Genomic DNA, 14,975 nt, shown 5'->3' with positions numbered 1-14,975 from the left:
GCAACGATCCGCAGCAATGACGGGCAGGAAGTCATGAGCGCAGCCAATTCGACCCCGCACACCCCCTCCGACAGCTCCGCAGGCGCCAGCGCCGCGGCCGAGCACGACAGCGCCGCGGCCGAGCACAACAGCGCCGCGGCCGAGCACAACAACTTCAGCCAGGCCGAACTCGACAAGTTCGGCGCGTTGGCCAATCGCTGGTGGGACCCGGAAGGCCCGCAGAAGGCTTTGCACGCGCTCAACCCGGCGCGCCTGGGCTATGTCGTCCAGCGCGTGAATCTGCGCGATGCGCAGGTGCTCGACGTCGGTTGCGGCGGCGGCCTGCTCAGCGAGGCCCTGGCCGCGGCGGGCGCCCAGGTCACCGCGATCGATCTCGCGCCGGAACTGATCAAGGTCGCCAAGCTGCATCGCCTGGAGACCGGCGTCGCCATCGACTACCGCCTGCAGGCGGCCGAGAGCCTGGCCGAGGAAATGCCGGGTCGCTTCGATGCGATCACTTGCATGGAGATGCTCGAACACGTGCCCGATCCGGCCGCGGTGGTGCGCGCCTGCGCGCGTCTGCTCAGGCCCGGCGGACGTCTGTTCCTGTCGACCCTCAACCGCACCCCGGCGGCGTTCGCGCTGGCCATCGTCGGCGCCGAATACGTGGCGCGGGTGTTGCCCAAAGGGACGCATCAGTACCGCGACTTCATCAAGCCGTCCGAACTCGCCGCCTGGTTGCGCGAGGCCGGCCTGCAGATGGAAGACGTCAGCGGCCTGATGTACGAACCCTGGCGCAACGCGGCGCGGGTGATCTCGCGCACCGACGTCAACTACCTCGCTTGCGCGCTGAAGCCGGAGTTCGACGCATGACCGCCGCCGCTACGCTCGACCAGGCCGACGCACGCGCCTTCCCGAAGGCGGTGTTGTTCGATCTCGACGGCACCTTGCTCGACAGCGCGCCGGACATGCTCGCCGTCGCCAACCGCATGCGCGCCGATCGCGGCCGCGACCCGATCGGCCTCGAGCTTTTGCGACCGCACGTGTCCAAGGGTTCGCGGGCGATGATCGGCGCGGCCTTTCCCGACATCGACGCCGGCGAGCGGGACGGCTGGGTGCAGGAATTCCTCGACCTGTACGAGCGCGAACTCGGCCTGCACGGCGCGCCGTTCGAAGGCGTCGAAGCGATGCTGGCGGCGCTGGAAGCGGCCGGCTGCGTGTGGGGCATCGTCACCAACAAGCCCGAATACCTCGCGCGCAAGCTGATCCCGCTGCTGGGTTGGCAGACGCGCTGTGCGGTGTTGATCGGCGGCGACACCCTGGCGGTGCGCAAGCCCGATCCGCTGCCGCTGACCCATGCCGCCGAATTGATCGGCATGCGTCCCGGCGATTGCATCTACGTCGGCGACGACGAGCGCGACATCGTCGCCGCGCGCGCCGCCGGCATGGCTTCGGTGGTGGCGCTGTGGGGCTACCGCCTCAGCGAGGACGACCCGATCGCCTGGCAGGGCGACGTGCTGGTCGAGCTGCCTGCGAGTTTGAGCGAGCCAGGCGCATGGCCGGCGACGCGATGACCGCAGCGGCCGCCGCCGCCGACCGCGACGAGGCGCTGGAGGATTTCACCGCCAAGTGGCGCGCGCGTTGGCCGGAATGGTCGGTCGCCGAAGTGTTCGTGCCGCGCGCCCAGCGCAGCACTGCGCTGGCCTGGGCGAGCCTGCAACAGGAACTGACCGATGCCGCCTGGGGCGGCAGCGATGCCGCGCCGGGCGAAGCCAAGCTCGGCTGGTGGATCGAGGAACTGCAAGGCTGGAGCCAGGGCCGCCGCCGGCACCCGCTCGGCCTGGCCCTGCAGCGGCAAGCGGCGCCGTGGAAGGCGCTGGCGGTGATGCTGCCGTCGCTGCGCGACAGCCGCGAGCGCCCGGGCGACCGCAACGAGGCCTTCGAGGCGCTGACCCCGCTGGCCGAGGCCATCGGCGCGATCGACCTGGCCCTGTTCGGGCCGGTGCCGGGGCAGTTGGCCGAGACTGCGGTGGCGCCGATCCTGTCCTCGCTGCTGGAAGCGCGCCTGGTCCTGCAAGGCGACGCGGCGGTGCCGCTGAGCGTGGTCGCGCGCACCCTGGCGCGTCCGGGCGAGGGCGCGGCGGCCGAATGGAGCCGCGAACTGCTGGCGCAATGGCCGGCCCGCGGCGGCTCGACCGTGCCGCGGCGCCTGTGGACGGCGCTGGCGCATACCCGCCTGCAGCGCGGCGACGCGGCCCGTCCGCTGTCGCCGTGGACGGCGCTGCTGGCGGCCTGGCGTGGCGCCCGCAACTGAGCGTTGCAGGGCCGGGCAGGGGACGCCCGGCCCCTGCGGCTAGAATGACGGCGTTGCGTTCCCCCCACGCGCCCCCACCTTTGTCGTCGTGAATCCTCCCCAGACCCCCTCCGCACTCAAGCCCGTCCTGCCCGATGTCGCCTTCGACGCCGCCGCCGCGGCGCGACCGCTCGACTGGGTCGGGATGTCCAACATCGCCTTGCCGCTGCGGATCGCCGCGGCCGACGGCAGTTCGATCCAGGTCGCGGCCTCGGTCGACGTCTCGGTGAATCTGCGCGACGCCGATGCGCGCGGCATCCACATGTCGCGCATGTACCTGCATCTGCAGAACGCCTTCGCCAGCGAGACGGTGACGCCGGCCGGCTTGCGCCGGGTGCTGCAGAGCCTGGTCGACGGCCAGGGCGGCATTTCCAGCGCCGCGCGTCTGGTCCTGCGCTACGAGCAGTTGCTGCTGCGTCCGGCGCTGGCCAGCCACAACGCCGGCTGGAAGCGCTACCCGGTCGAGATCGACGCGCGCCTGCTCGACGGCCACCTGCATCTGGGCCTGCGTTTCGCGGTCGAATACTCCAGCACCTGTCCGGCCTCGGCGGCGCTGTCGCGCCAGCTCAACGCCGAACGTTTCGCCGACGATTTCGCCGCCGCCCATCCGCTGTCGACCGCGGTGGTCAGCGACTGGCTGGCGTCCGAACGCGGTCTGGCGGCGACGCCGCACGCCCAGCGCAGCCGCGCCGACGTGCGCGTCGAACTGCGTCCGGCCTTCGACGAAGTGCCGCTGGTCGCTTTGATCGACGCCATCGAACACGCCCTCGGCACGCCGGTGCAGACCGCGGTCAAGCGCGAGGACGAGCAGGCCTTCGCCCGCCTCAACGCCGAAAACCTGATGTTCTGCGAAGACGCCGCGCGCCGCGTCGCCGCCGCCTTGTCGCACGACAAGCGCATCGAACGCTTCGATGCGCAGATCGCGCACTTCGAAAGCCTGCACGCGCACGACGCCGTCGCCCGGGTCACCGGGCAGGGCGCCCGCGACTGACGGTGTGATGCGGCGATGTCCGACGGACAGTCGGCATCGCGGCGACGCAGCGGACGTGTAGCATCGTCTCCGAGCCGCGGCAGGATCGCTGCGGCAATGCATGGAGGCGTGGGCGAGTGCACAGATTCGAGGCCCAAACCGTGACGGCCCCCTCCCCCGGAGCGCGAGGCCCATGGGCTATGCTCGGTTCACCAGACTTGTGACCGGAAGGGGCATGGGGAAACCCTCGCGTCGGGCCTGGCAGACCCTGTTGGTGCTGCTGGGAATGTGGGTGGCGACGATCGTGTCGGCGCAATCCTTGGGCCTGGCTTCGCCGGGCCGCGCCTCCTATGCGTCGCCGTCGCTGAGTCTGTCCCGCCTGGGCCAGGACCCGGTGCCGGCGCGGATACTCGGGGGCGAATTCGATCGCGAGTTCGAAAGCATCGCCGGCAACCAGATTTCGGCGCCGCGGCGCCAGCCGGTGTGGTGGCGGGTGACGGTCAACCAGGACGTCGCCGAATCCGATGCGCCGCAACTGGTGATCAGCCGGCCGTATCGCCGCGAAATCGAACTGTGGCGCCCCGGCGACGCGGTGCCGCTGCGGCGCTCGATCTACGGGCCCGACACCGACTTCAGCCATTCCACCCGTTTCATCGTCTTCCCCTTGCCGCACGGCCTGCGCCGCGGCGATTCGCTGTATCTGCGCGTGCTGACGGTCGACGTGCTGCCGTCCAAGGTGACGATCCAGCCGCTGGCGAAAGTGCAGCGCGAGGACATGCTGCACGTGGGGCTGCGCAGCATCGTGCTGACCGCGATGGGGGTGGCGGCGGTGCTCGCCTTCGGTTTCTGGGCCGGGCTGCGCGAACGCGGCTATGCCTACCTCGGCCTGACCCTGGTCCTGCAGATCCTGACCCTGACCGCCGACGGCGGCGAGATGCGGGCGATTCCCTGGCTCGACGAGATCGCCCCGGACGGCCGCACCAACGTCGTGCTCAATACCGCCGCGGTGCTCGCCAGCATCCGCTTTTTGATCTTCTTCCTCGGCTTGCGCACGACTCAGCCCAAGGTCGCGCGCATCCTCGACTACTGCAGTGCGTCGCTCGGCGCGCTGCTGCTGGTGTCGCTGTTCCGCACCTGGAAGCACAGCGCGCTGTTCGGCAACCTCAACCTGCTGCTGGTGATCGGGCTGGTGCTGTACTGCACCGTGGTGGCGATCTGGCGGCGTCAGCGCGAGGCCTACTTCCTGTTGCTGGCGTGGTCGCCGTTGATGGTGCTGCTGGTGGTGCTGGTCGGCGCCAATCACGAGTGGTGGCCGGAGTACGCCTGGCTGGAATATTCGTTCCCGGTCGGCCTGGCCTTCGGCGGGCTCGGCCTGCTGCTCGGTCTGACCTCGAAACTGCAGCAGCTGCGGCGCGACCGCGACACCGCCAACCGACTGGCCACCTACGACAGCCTGACCGGGGCCATGACCCGCGCGGCGATTTCGCAGAGCCTGCGTGGCGCGGTCGAAAGTGCGCAGCGTTCGCACCGGCCCCTGTCGGTGGTGTTTTTCGATATCGACCATTTCAAGCGCATCAACGACGAGCACGGCCATCGCGTCGGCGACGAAACCCTGCGCATCGTCGCCTTGCGCACCCGCAACCGCTTGCGCGCCTACGACCTGTTCGGCCGTTACGGCGGCGACGAAGTGCTGGTGGTGTTGGCCGATACCTATCTGCGCGACGCGATCCGGGTGGCCGAGCATCTGCGCGAATCGGTCAGCGGCAGCCCCTTGTCGATCGACGGCCGCCTGTTGCCGGTCAGCCTCAGCCTCGGCGTGGCCGAACTGCGCACCGGCGAAACCCCGGAACAGTTGCTGGAACGCGCCGACGCCGCCCTGTATGCGAGCAAGTCGGCCGGCCGCGACCGCGTTACCGGTCACAGCGTCGCGCCGGAGCCCGAGGTCGTGTCATGAACCCGCCGGACAGCCCGGGTACGGCCACGGCCACGGCCACGGTCTCGGCTGCGCAGTTGCGCACCGGCGACCTGCTGCTGATGCGCAGCCGCAGCGAGTTGGCGAGTTTGAGCGCGTGGTTCGGCGACAGCGATTACGACCAGGTCGCGCTGGTCGGCCGCGCCGGCTGCGTGATCGATTTCGGTGCCGGCGGCGTGGTCGAGCCGTCTTTGGACGAGCGCTTGGCGGCGGCCGACCTGGTCGCGGTCGATGTGCGCCGCCCGCTGTCGGGGCAGGGCGAGGACTTGCAGGACAACGACCGCATCGCCGTGCTTGCGCATGCCTTGTCCTTGCGTCGGCCGAACTATGCCGGCGATCCCTTGCGCGCGCTCGGCGTGCTCGCGGCGGTGCGCGAGCGCGAGTTGCCGCCGCAAGCGGCCTTGCGCCGGGTGTTGTACGAAGCCTTGCAGCGCGTCGCCCGCGCCGGCGCCGATGCGATGACCGCGAGCGAATTCGTCTACCGCTGTTTCGCCGAGAACCCGGTGCAGCCACGTGGGCGCCTGGCGCCGCAGCTGACGCCGATGGCGGCGCGCGCCGCGCCGTTTCCGCAGATCGACTGGCCGGCGTTGTGGCTGCAGATCGCGCCGTGGTTGCCCGAAGAGCGCCGCGCTTTGCCGTCGTTCGACGGCGATGCAGGCGTCGACGACGGCGATTTCTACATCGCCGCGACCGCGGCGCGTTCGCGGCTCGGCCTGATCTCGACCGGCGCCGGCCTGCTCGCGGCGGGGCCGCGTCAACCGAATCCGAAGTGGCTGCGCCTGTGCGAGCTGGAACGCTCGCCTTCCTACGCGCCGCTCGGACGCCTGTATCCGGCGCCCGACCTCGCCTGAGGCGTTACGGCGTCGCCGGTTTCGCCGCCGCCGCTTTCGTCGTCTGGTCGGCCTGCGCGCGTTCCAGCATCAGCAGCGGGTCGACCCGCACGTCGAACCAGTTCATGCCCCAGTGCAGATGCGGGCCGGTCGCGCGCCCGGTTGCGCCGACCGCGCCGAGGGTCTGGCCCTGGGTAACGCGGTCGCCGACTTTGACGTCGATGCGCGACAGATGCAGGAAGTTCGAGCTGACTCCGTGGCCGTGGTCGAGCAACACGGTGCCGCCAGTGAGATACAGGCCGGGCTTGGCGAAAGTGACCACGCCGGCGGCCGGCGCCAGGATCGCGGTGCCGGTCGGCGCGGCGATGTCCATGCCGGAATGGCCGGAGCCTTTCTGGCCGTTGTAGACGCGCTGGTTGCCGAAACGGCCGCTGATGCGGCCGCGTACCGGCCAGACGAAGGCCTGGGCGAAATCGGCGCGGTCGTCGTCGCGCGCCCGCGCGGCGGTGACTTCGGCCTGCTCGCGTTCGATGCGCGCGGCGATCTCCGGCGGCGGATTGACGGTCTTGGGCGGCACGCCCTGGATGTACTCGGTCGGGAAATCGCGTGGCGTCACCGCGATGCGCACGCTGTCGACGCGGCCCGGCGCGGTCTCGACTTGCAAGGTCAACGTGCCGCTGGCCTCGCGGCCGACGCCGAACACCACCGTGCCGTAGCCGGTGGTACGCAGGACGCGCTCGCCGTAGCGCACCACGCTGCCGGCCGGGACCTTGCCGATCACCAACGCGCCTTGCTGCGCCGCCGGTGGAAACACGATGCGGGCATCGGCCGGCGCGCGCGCCGGCGCTACGGCCGGGGCGGTTTGTGCATCGGCGAACGAAACCGGGACGAGCCAGGCCGCGAGCGCGGCCACAAGCAACATCGAACCCGCGAGCACTGACCTCATCGATCGAAAGCCAGGCGCTGTCCGTTGGCCGCGCCGACCAGGGCGCTGCCGTCCCAGGCCAATACGCCGTTGACCCAGGTCGAGGCGATCCGCGAACGGAAGGTGCGGCCCTCGAACGGCGACCAGCCGCACTTGGACAGCACGTCCTCGCGGCGCACGGTGTAGGGCGCGTCGTCGATCAGCACCAGGTCGGCGGCATAGCCTTCGCGCAGGAAGCCGCGCTGGGCGACGTCGAACAGCTTGGCCGGGGCGTGAGCGAACTTGTCGACCACCTGGGCGGTGGTCAGGCGGCCTTCATGCACCAGCTCCAGCGCGGCGTTGAGCGCGAACTGGACCAGCGGCAGGCCGCTCGGCGCGCCGGTGTAGGGGCGGGCTTTTTCTTCCAGCGTGTGCGGAGCGTGATCGGTGGCGAGCACGTCGATGACGTCGCCGGCGACCGCGCGGATCAACGCCTCGCGGTCGGCCGGGTCTTTGATCGCCGGGTTGCACTTGATCAAGTGGCCCAGGGTCTCGTAATCGTCGCGGTCGAAACGCAGGAAGTGGATGCAGGTCTCGGCAGTGATGCGCTTGCCTTCGATCGGGCCGGCCTCGAACAGCGCCAGCTCGTCGGCGGTGCTGATATGCAGCACGTGCAGGCGGGTGCCGTGCTTGCGCGCCAGCGAGATCGCCAGCTCGGTGGATTTCTTGCAGGCCTCGCGCGAGCGGATATCGGGATGGAAGCGCGCCGGGATGTCGTCGCCGTACTGTGCCTTGTAGCGCGCCAGTTCGGCGTCGATCATCGGCGTGTCTTCGCAGTGGGTGATGATCGGCGTCGGCACGTCGCGGAAGATCGCGTCGAGGGTCACCGGGTCGTCGACCAGCATGTTGCCGGTCGAGGCGCCCATGAACACTTTCACACCGGGCGCCGTGCGCGGGTCCAGGCGCTGGATCGCCGCCAGGTTGTCGTTGCTGGCGCCCAGGTAGAAGCCGTAGTTGCCCCAGGCGCGGCCGGCGGCGCGGCGGTACTTGTCCTCCAGCGCCTGCGCATCCAGGGTCGGCGGGTTGGTATTGGGCATGTCCATGAACGTGGTCAGGCCGCCGGCGACCGCCGCGGCCGACTCGGTCGCCATGTCGGCCTTGTACTCCAGGCCCGGTTCACGGAAGTGAACCTGGTCGTCGATCATGCCCGGCAGCAGGCGCCGGCCCTGAGCGTCGACCACGGTCTCGTTGCCGCGTGCGGCCAGGCCACTGCCGATCTGGGCGATGCGGCCGTCTTCGACGCGCAGGTCGCCGTCGTATTCGCGTCCTTCGTTGACCAGGCGGGCGTTGACGATCAGTGTCGATGACATGAGTGCTTTCCAGGTTCCAGGGGCGGCACCGGATCGTGCCCGCCGGGGTGCAGGGGATGGCAGCGCGCGATGCGCCGGACCGTGAGCCAGCTGCCCTTGAGCGCGCCGAAGCGCTCGATGGCCTGCATCGAGTATGAGGAGCAGCTGGGATAGAAACGGCAGCGCTGGCCTAACATCGGACTGATCCAACGTTTGTAGCCATGAAGCAGGGCGATGAGCAGGCGGTCGATCACGTTTCCTTCATGCCGGCAACGGTAGGGACTAAGACAGGGCCGGGGCGCTGAACAGACCGCGGGCACTGCGTTTGGCCGGGTATTTCGCGCGGTTGCCGCGGGTGCCGCAGCAGGGTATAACAGCGCGCTTTCCCCAAACAAGGCAAGTGCAAGACGAAGGTCCGCGCGGCGTGGAAGCGAAGCCGCCATGTTTGCTCGGACCGGGCGAAAACCGGCGTAATGCCGGATTTCACTTGCGGTCGTCGAACGCATGTGCATTTGATGACCGGGTGGGTCATGCTTGGCCCGCGAAGCTCCTGGACCGCGTCCAGGGGCGCCCTCAGGGAATAGAAGGACAAGCCGCTCGTGGCAGTGAAAAAACCTGCGAAGAAGGCCGCCAAGGCCGCCAAGAAGACCGTCAAGCCGGCCGCTAAGAAGGTGGCCAAGCCTGCGCCGAAGAAGGCGGTCGCCAAGAAGCCTGCGGTCAAGACGCCCGCGGCCAAGAAGCCCGCGAGCAAGCCCGCGGCGACCAAGACGGCAGCAGTCAAGAAAGCCACGCCGAGCAAACCGGCGGCCAAGAAGGCCGCGCCCGCGAAGAAGACGGCGCCCGCCAAGGCTCCGGCCGCGAACAAGCCGGCGGCCCAGCCGGCGGTTCCGGCGAAGAAGGCGGTGCCCGCGGCACCGGCCAAGAAATCCGCGGCAGGCAAGGACAGCGGAGCGAAGAAGCCCGAGCTTAAGAAAACTGAAGTGAAAAAGCCCGAAGCTGTGAAGCCCGCAGCCAAGCCTGCCGACAAGCAGCCCGCATCGTCGCCGCCCTCCAAGGCCGCCCCGACGCAGGTCGTCAGCATCTCCGACCAAAGCAAGAACACAGTGACCCAGACAGCATCCAGCAAAAACTCCGCGGGCAAGTCCGCGACAACCGCCGCCGCTCCGGTCGTGCGCCCGGCCGGCAAGGTCGCCGTGGCCGTCACCGCCAAGACTCAACAAACCCCCGCACCGAAAACCAAGGTTAAGGTCGTGCCCTACAAGAACGACCCGGCGACCGGCCGTCCGCTCATGCCGGAAGGCTACAAGCCGGCGCCGGACGAGGAATACATGAGCCCGCTGCAGCTGGAGTACTTCCGCCAGCGTCTGTTGCAGTGGCGTACCGACCTGGTCGAGGAATCGAAGCAGACCATCGAGAACCTCAAGGACGAAGTGCGCGATGTCGGCGATGAGGCCGAGCGCGCGACGCGCGAGACCGAGAACTCGCTCGAGCTTCGCACCCGCGACCGTTACCGCAAGCTGATCAGCAAGATCGACAGCACGCTCAAGCGCGTGGATTCCGGCGACTACGGTTTCTGCGTCGACACCGGCGAAGAAATCGGCCTGGAGCGCCTGGAGGCGCGCCTGACCGCCGAGCGCACCATCGACGCTCAGGAACGTTGGGAACACCTGCAGAAGCAGATGGGCGACTGATCGGTCGCGTATCCCGCCGTACCGCACCACGAAAGGCCCCGCGAATGCGGGGCTTTTCGTTTTTGGGCCGCCGCTGCGGTGCGGGCCGCGTCGGCGCGGCATGACTGGCCCGCGCATGCACGACGCTGCAGGCCGGAGTGGCGACGACGGCGAGGCGGCCGTGGCCGGCTACTGCCGCGCCGGTCGGACGGTGCTACCGTGGCGGCCACCGCATAACCGGCGACGACTCATGGACGAACTGCTGTTGCTTGCCGCACCGGTGCTGATCATCGGCCTCAACCTGGTGCTGTGGCGGCTGTCCTACCGCTACAACCGCGTCGCCGGCCCGGCCTTGTTCGTGCTCAACCTGCTGGTCGGCTCGCCGCTGATCGGCATGGGCGTATGGCGGTTGGCCAACCTCGATGCCGAACCCAGCGCCGCCGGCAGCTATGGCGACGTGCTGGTAGCGGTCGCGGCGGTGGCCTTGAACGGCCTGATCGCCTTGGTCGGCGCGGTCGCGGCGGCCTTGCGCAAACCCGCGCCGCGCGCCGAAGCGGCACCGCATCCCGAAGCGGAAAGCCGCCGGGTCAGACTGCGCAGCGACTGATCGGGCCGCTGATCGGGCCGCGGCGCGGCCTCACTGCAGGTCGCGCAGATCCAGCCGGCGCAGCTTGGGCGCCAGTTTCGCAGTCGCGCCGACCACCGCCAGGGTCATGCAGCCGCCGAAGATCACCGACGGCACCAGGCCCATCAGGCGCGCCGCCACCCCCGATTCGAAGGCGCCGAGCTCGTTCGAGGAGCCGATGAAGATGCCGTTGATCGACGAGACCCGGCCGCGCATTTCGTCGGGCGTGGACAGTTGCAGGATGGTCGAGCGCAGCACCACCGAGACGCCGTCGCACATGCCCGACAGCATCAGCATCGCCGCCGACAGCCAGAACTGCCGCGACAGGGCGAAGCCGACGATGCACAGGCCGAAGCCCGCCACCGCAAACAGCAGCAGGCGGCCGGCGTTCTTCTGCGGCGGGTGCTTGGCCAGCCACAGCCCGATCAGCACCGCGCCGGCGGCCGGCGCCGCGCGCAGCACGCCCAGGGCTTCCGGGCCGTAGTGCAGGATGTCGTTGATGAAGGCCGGCAACAGCGCCACCGCGCCGCCGAACAACACCGAGAACATGTCCAGCGCCTGCGCGCCGAGCACCACCTGATTATTGAAGACGAAGCGCAGGCCTTCGCCGATGCTCTTGAACACCGGCGCGCGTTCGGCCGGCGCCGGCGGCTCGGTCACGCGCAGGGAAATGATCGCGACCGCCGCGGCCAGGGCGAAGCCGGCCGCGACCAGATAGGCCGAGGTCTTGCCGCCCCAGGCCACCAGCGCGCCGCCCATGGCCGGGCCGAGCACCAGCCCGGTCTGCATGACCACGCTGCTGACGCCGGCGCCGCGCGCGTAGTGCTCGCGCTTGAGCACGCGCGCGAACAGCGACATGTAGACCGGCGCCAGGAAGGCGCGGACCACGCCGTTGATGGCGATCGCCGCGTAGATAGTCAAAGTGCCGAAGCCGAACGCGCCGGCCGGCACATAGACGCCGGCGACGCCGGCGAGCAGCAGCGTGGTCAGCATCAGGCCGAGGCAGGCGAACAGGCCCAGCTTGCGCCGCGGCAGGTGGTCGACCGCATAGCCGGCGAACAGGGCGAAGCAGAAATAGGGGATGACCTCGGTCAGGCCGATCAGGCCGAGCGCGAGCGGGTCGTGGGTGATCTCGTAGACGTGCCAGCCGACCGTGACCGCGACGATCTGGTACGACAGCATGCCCAGCAAGCGATACACCAGCAGGCCGACGAAACCCGGGTTGCGCAGCAGTTGCGCGGCGCCGACCGTCGGGGCCGGGACAGGATGGGCGCTTGCGGTGCTGCTCTGCGCGGTAGTGCTCTGCGCGCCGCTGCCGACGGCGTCGGGGCGGTCGGCGTCGTGGCTCACAGGCGCCGTTGCGCCTGGTCGCGGACGAAGGCCAGCAAGGCCGCCAGGCCGTTGCTGCGGGTCGGCGAGAGATGCTTGGCCAGGCCGATGTCGGCGATGTAGTCGGCCTGGGTGGCGACGATCTCGGTCGCGCTGCGGCCCGAGTACACGCGCAGGGCCAGGTAGATCAGGCCGGAGACGATGGCCGAGTCGCTGATCGCATGGAACACCAGTTTGTCGGCGTCGCCTTCGACCACGATCCAGACCATCGACTGGCAACCGAGCAGGCGATGCTCCTCGGTCTTCCACTCATCCGGCAGGTCGGGCAGCTTGCGGCCGAGGTCGATCAGGTACTGGTAACGCTCGGACCAGTCGCCGAAGAAGGCGAATTCTTCGCGGATCGCGGCCTGCGCTTGCGCGGCGGTGGGTTCGAGCGGGAAGGGACTGACTATCATCGATTCATCACGGTAGGCGGCCGTCCCTGGCGCGGTATTCGGGGCGTGCGCCGCGGCCGTTGCCGGCTGGGCGTGCACAAGCGCAGCGGTGGTCGCCTCGACCGGCCTCTCAGGCCGGCTGGGTGGCGCGCTTCCTGACCCAGCGCACGCCGGCCGGCGTGTCTTCGAGCAGGATGCCTTCGCCGGCGAGTTGGTCGCGGATCGCATCGGCGCGGGCGAAATCGCGCGCCTTCTTGGCTGCGTTGCGTTGGTCGACCAGATCCTGGATGCGGGCGTCGTCGTCGGCATCGACCGCGCCGACGAACCACGCGGCCGGGTCTTGCTGCAGCAGGCCCAGGGCCAGGCCGGCGCCGAGCAGGTCGCGCTTGAGCTGGGCCTGTTCGGCCGGGTCGGTGGCCTTGCGCGCTTCGCCGGCGATGCGCGCCAGTTCGGCCAGGGCCTGCGGCGTGTTGAGGTCGTCCTCGAGCGCGGCCTCGATGCTGGCCGGGATGGCGATGGCACCGGCGTCGACCTCGGCCAACTCGCGCAAGGTGCCGTACAAACGGTCCAGGGTGCGCGCGCTTTGTTCGATCAAGCCCGGCGACCATTCCAGCGGCTGGCGATAGTGCGCCGACAGCAGCGCATAGCGCAGCGCTTCGGCCGGATGCTTGCCGAGCAGGTCGCGTACGGTCTCGATGTTGCCCTTCGACTTGGCCATCTTGCCGCCGTCGAAATTGAGCATGCCGTTGTGCAGCCAGAAGCGGGCGAAGGTCTTGCCGCCGTGGGCGCACTCGCTCTGGGCGATTTCGTTCTCGTGGTGCGGAAACACCAGGTCGACGCCGCCGGCGTGGATGTCGATGGTTTCGCCGAGGTGCGCGGCGGCCATCGCCGAGCATTCGATATGCCAACCCGGGCGGCCGCGGCCCCAGGGCGAGTCCCAACCCGGCAGGTCGCCGGTCGAGGGCTTCCACAGGACGAAGTCGCCGGCGTCGCGCTTGTACGGCGCGACCTCGATGCGGGCGCCGGCGCGCATGTCGTCGATGTCGCGGCGCGAGAGCTTGCCGTAACCGTCGTAGGTCTCGATCGAGAACAGCACGTGGCCTTCGGCGGCGTAGGCGTGACCGTTTTCGATCAGGCGCTCGATCATCGTCACGATTTCGCCGATGTGCGCGGTCGCGGCCGGTTCCAGCTCCGGCAAGCGCACGCCGAGGCCGGACATGTCCTCGCGGTAGGCGGCGGCGAAACGGTCGGTGATGGTCGAGATCGGCACGCCCTGTTCGGCGGCCGCGGCGTTGATCTTGTCGTCGACGTCGGTGATGTTGCGCGCGTAGGCCAGCACGCCGTAGCGGCGGCGCAGCAGGTCGGCGAGCACGCCGAACACGACCGGGCCGCGGGCGTTGCCGATATGCGCGAAGTTGTAGACCGTGGGGCCGCAGACGTACATCGTCGGGCGTGCCGGATCCAGCGGGACGAAGGCTTCGACCTGTCGCGACAGGCTGTTGTAGAGATGCAGGCTCATGGAGATACGGCTTGGGGTCGGTTCATTCTAACGGCCGATGACCCTCGCGGTGCGCCCGGCGGCGATCCGGGCCGACGCTGCGGCGTGGCGATCGGTCCGGGACCGCGGGCGAGGGCGCGGCCGAGCGCGATCGGCCGGCCGATCGGGGCGGCGAGGCATCGCTTCGGTGCGCAATCGGACCGGCCCGGGGCCTGCAAAGCGTCGCCTGGATCACGCCGAGAGCTCGCAGGCTCAGGGTCTAAAGGCGGGATTCAGGCCGTGAGCGGACACTGCTCTTACACTTTGTTTACGAATCCGACTCCGCGAGCCCGATGAACCGAACCGTCCTGCAGGCTTCGATCCTGGTGCTCGCCAGCGCCCTGGCTGGCCTGTGGACGATCCCGGCGGCGGCCCAGCACACGGTGATCCAGGCCGAAAACGTGCGCTTCGATTACGCCCAGGTGCTGCGGGTGACGCCGGTCTACCAGACCCTGCGCGCCACCACGGTCGAGCAGCAGTGCGAGCCGGAACCGCCCACCGCCGAGGACTCGCGCCTGTCGCGGGTGGTCGGTGCGGTGCGCGAGGCGCTTGGCCGCGAACGCAACCCCAAGCCCAGCACCGGCGACAACTGCAAGCCGGTGCCGGTCGAGCGCGAGTTCCGCCGCCCCATCGCCTACGACGTCGACTATGTCTACAAGGGCAGCCGGTTCCGCTCGCGCCTGCCCGAAGACCCCGGCAACAAGCTGCGGATCCGGGTCGCGGTGACCCCGATCATCACCCCGATCAGCACCTCGCGCTGATCCCGACCGGTCTGGACGGCCGGCTTGACGCCCTGGGCGGCTTGCGCCCCGGGCCCGCCCATGCGAGCATTCGCGGCCTCATGAACCCGAACTACGCCGACGCCGACATCCTGACCTCTGCCTACATGGCGGCGGGCATGACCTCGCGCGCGCGTCGACCGTTGCCCTGCCAATCCGCTGGGTGACGGTGCTCGCCGTCGTTCGTGTAACAAGCAACACACACGAAAAGCCCAGCCTTAGCGCTGGGCTTTTTTGTTTTTCC

The 14,975-nt window shown here is 69.5% G+C and carries 15 protein-coding genes; 9 read left to right on the top strand and 6 right to left on the bottom strand.

The window, feature by feature from the left end; translation table 11 throughout:
* The first annotated feature begins 33 nt into the window (after positions 1-33).
* The 6 genes from ubiG (at position 34) to ACTOWK_RS17060 (ending at position 6,125) form a co-directional block, all read left to right on the top strand.
* Positions 34-852 carry a bifunctional 2-polyprenyl-6-hydroxyphenol methylase/3-demethylubiquinol 3-O-methyltransferase UbiG gene (gene ubiG / locus ACTOWK_RS17085; protein ID WP_441331307.1) on the top strand — a complete coding sequence of 273 codons (819 nt, stop codon included), beginning with the start codon at positions 34-36 and terminating at the stop codon, positions 850-852.
* The gene (locus tag ACTOWK_RS17080; protein ID WP_441331306.1) at positions 849-1,553 is read left to right on the top strand and encodes a phosphoglycolate phosphatase; all 705 of its coding nucleotides are present in this window, start codon (positions 849-851) and stop codon (positions 1,551-1,553) included. Before ubiG ends, ACTOWK_RS17080 begins: the two co-directional genes overlap by 4 nt.
* Positions 1,535-2,293, top strand: a complete 759-nt coding sequence (locus ACTOWK_RS17075) for a phytoene/squalene synthase family protein (protein ID WP_441331305.1) — start codon at positions 1,535-1,537, stop codon at positions 2,291-2,293. The genes ACTOWK_RS17080 and ACTOWK_RS17075 overlap by 19 nt, the downstream gene beginning before the upstream one ends.
* Before the next feature lie 88 nt (positions 2,294-2,381).
* Positions 2,382-3,323: a GTP cyclohydrolase FolE2 gene (folE2, locus tag ACTOWK_RS17070; protein ID WP_441331304.1), complete on the top strand. Its 942-nt coding sequence runs from the start codon at positions 2,382-2,384 to the stop codon at positions 3,321-3,323.
* A gap of 214 nt (positions 3,324-3,537) precedes the next feature.
* Positions 3,538-5,256 carry a diguanylate cyclase gene (locus tag ACTOWK_RS17065; protein ID WP_441331303.1) on the top strand — a complete coding sequence of 573 codons (1,719 nt, stop codon included), beginning with the start codon at positions 3,538-3,540 and terminating at the stop codon, positions 5,254-5,256.
* Positions 5,253-6,125 carry a hypothetical protein gene (locus ACTOWK_RS17060; RefSeq protein ID WP_441331302.1) on the top strand — a complete coding sequence of 291 codons (873 nt, stop codon included), beginning with the start codon at positions 5,253-5,255 and terminating at the stop codon, positions 6,123-6,125. Before ACTOWK_RS17065 ends, ACTOWK_RS17060 begins: the two co-directional genes overlap by 4 nt.
* A gap of 4 nt (positions 6,126-6,129) precedes the next feature.
* On the opposite strand, the gene ACTOWK_RS17055 is transcribed toward ACTOWK_RS17060, so the two are convergent.
* Genes ACTOWK_RS17055 through yidD form a run of 3 tightly spaced genes read right to left on the bottom strand, consistent with a single transcriptional unit; the run spans position 6,130 to position 8,611 of the window.
* On the bottom strand, positions 6,130-7,050 hold the full coding sequence (locus ACTOWK_RS17055) for a M23 family metallopeptidase (protein WP_441331301.1): 921 nt from the start codon (positions 7,048-7,050) through the stop codon (positions 6,130-6,132).
* Positions 7,047-8,378: a dihydroorotase gene (locus ACTOWK_RS17050; RefSeq protein ID WP_441331300.1), complete on the bottom strand. Its 1,332-nt coding sequence runs from the start codon at positions 8,376-8,378 to the stop codon at positions 7,047-7,049. The genes ACTOWK_RS17055 and ACTOWK_RS17050 overlap by 4 nt, the downstream gene beginning before the upstream one ends.
* Positions 8,363-8,611, bottom strand: coding sequence for a membrane protein insertion efficiency factor YidD (yidD, locus tag ACTOWK_RS17045; RefSeq protein WP_031370542.1), 249 nt, complete (start codon positions 8,609-8,611; stop codon positions 8,363-8,365). The genes ACTOWK_RS17050 and yidD overlap by 16 nt, the downstream gene beginning before the upstream one ends.
* A 345-nt stretch (positions 8,612-8,956) precedes the next feature.
* On the opposite strand from yidD, the gene dksA reads away from it, so the two are divergent.
* Both dksA and ACTOWK_RS17035 read left to right on the top strand, forming a co-directional pair.
* Positions 8,957-10,048 carry an RNA polymerase-binding protein DksA gene (dksA, locus tag ACTOWK_RS17040; RefSeq protein ID WP_441331299.1) on the top strand — a complete coding sequence of 364 codons (1,092 nt, stop codon included), beginning with the start codon at positions 8,957-8,959 and terminating at the stop codon, positions 10,046-10,048.
* A gap of 229 nt (positions 10,049-10,277) precedes the next feature.
* Positions 10,278-10,634, top strand: a complete 357-nt coding sequence (locus ACTOWK_RS17035; protein WP_441331298.1) for a hypothetical protein — start codon at positions 10,278-10,280, stop codon at positions 10,632-10,634.
* 30 nt (positions 10,635-10,664) lie between these two features.
* On the opposite strand, the gene ACTOWK_RS17030 is transcribed toward ACTOWK_RS17035, so the two are convergent.
* From ACTOWK_RS17030 to cysS, 3 genes are all read right to left on the bottom strand, one after another.
* Positions 10,665-11,885: an MFS transporter gene (locus ACTOWK_RS17030; protein WP_441331346.1), complete on the bottom strand. Its 1,221-nt coding sequence runs from the start codon at positions 11,883-11,885 to the stop codon at positions 10,665-10,667.
* Between the two features lie 113 nt (positions 11,886-11,998).
* A complete protein-coding gene (locus tag ACTOWK_RS17025; protein ID WP_441331297.1) occupies positions 11,999-12,436 on the bottom strand; it encodes a SufE family protein in 438 nt (145 codons plus the stop codon).
* Positions 12,437-12,545: 109 nt separating this feature from the next.
* A complete protein-coding gene (gene cysS, locus ACTOWK_RS17020; protein WP_441331296.1) occupies positions 12,546-13,934 on the bottom strand; it encodes a cysteine--tRNA ligase in 1,389 nt (462 codons plus the stop codon).
* A 311-nt stretch (positions 13,935-14,245) separates the two neighbouring features.
* On the opposite strand from cysS, the gene ACTOWK_RS17015 reads away from it, so the two are divergent.
* Positions 14,246-14,713 carry a hypothetical protein gene (locus ACTOWK_RS17015; protein WP_441331295.1) on the top strand — a complete coding sequence of 156 codons (468 nt, stop codon included), beginning with the start codon at positions 14,246-14,248 and terminating at the stop codon, positions 14,711-14,713.
* The last annotated feature ends 262 nt before the right edge of the window (positions 14,714-14,975 follow it).

Origin of the sequence: Lysobacter sp. CA196 (genome assembly GCF_052078695.1) — a bacterium.
Lineage (GTDB): Bacteria > Pseudomonadota > Gammaproteobacteria > Xanthomonadales > Xanthomonadaceae > Lysobacter.
This window is presented reverse-complemented; position numbering and strand designations above follow the sequence as displayed.

Excerpts from the sequence above, each read along its gene's own strand:
- ACTOWK_RS17060 (WP_441331302.1), top strand. The coding sequence starts at position 5,253 with ATGAACCCGCCGGACAGCCCGGGTACGGCCACGGCCACGGCCACGGTC.
- ubiG (WP_441331307.1), top strand. The coding sequence starts at position 34 with ATGAGCGCAGCCAATTCGACCCCGCACACCCCCTCCGACAGCTCCGCA.
- ACTOWK_RS17055 (WP_441331301.1), bottom strand. The coding sequence starts at position 7,050 with ATGAGGTCAGTGCTCGCGGGTTCGATGTTGCTTGTGGCCGCGCTCGCG.
- ACTOWK_RS17080 (WP_441331306.1), top strand. The coding sequence starts at position 849 with ATGACCGCCGCCGCTACGCTCGACCAGGCCGACGCACGCGCCTTCCCG.
- ACTOWK_RS17035 (WP_441331298.1), top strand. The coding sequence starts at position 10,278 with ATGGACGAACTGCTGTTGCTTGCCGCACCGGTGCTGATCATCGGCCTC.
- ACTOWK_RS17025 (WP_441331297.1), bottom strand. The coding sequence starts at position 12,436 with ATGATAGTCAGTCCCTTCCCGCTCGAACCCACCGCCGCGCAAGCGCAG.
- ACTOWK_RS17015 (WP_441331295.1), top strand. The coding sequence starts at position 14,246 with ATGAACCGAACCGTCCTGCAGGCTTCGATCCTGGTGCTCGCCAGCGCC.
- cysS (WP_441331296.1), bottom strand. The coding sequence starts at position 13,934 with ATGAGCCTGCATCTCTACAACAGCCTGTCGCGACAGGTCGAAGCCTTC.
- ACTOWK_RS17050 (WP_441331300.1), bottom strand. The coding sequence starts at position 8,378 with ATGTCATCGACACTGATCGTCAACGCCCGCCTGGTCAACGAAGGACGC.
- ACTOWK_RS17075 (WP_441331305.1), top strand. The coding sequence starts at position 1,535 with ATGGCCGGCGACGCGATGACCGCAGCGGCCGCCGCCGCCGACCGCGAC.
- ACTOWK_RS17065 (WP_441331303.1), top strand. The coding sequence starts at position 3,538 with ATGGGGAAACCCTCGCGTCGGGCCTGGCAGACCCTGTTGGTGCTGCTG.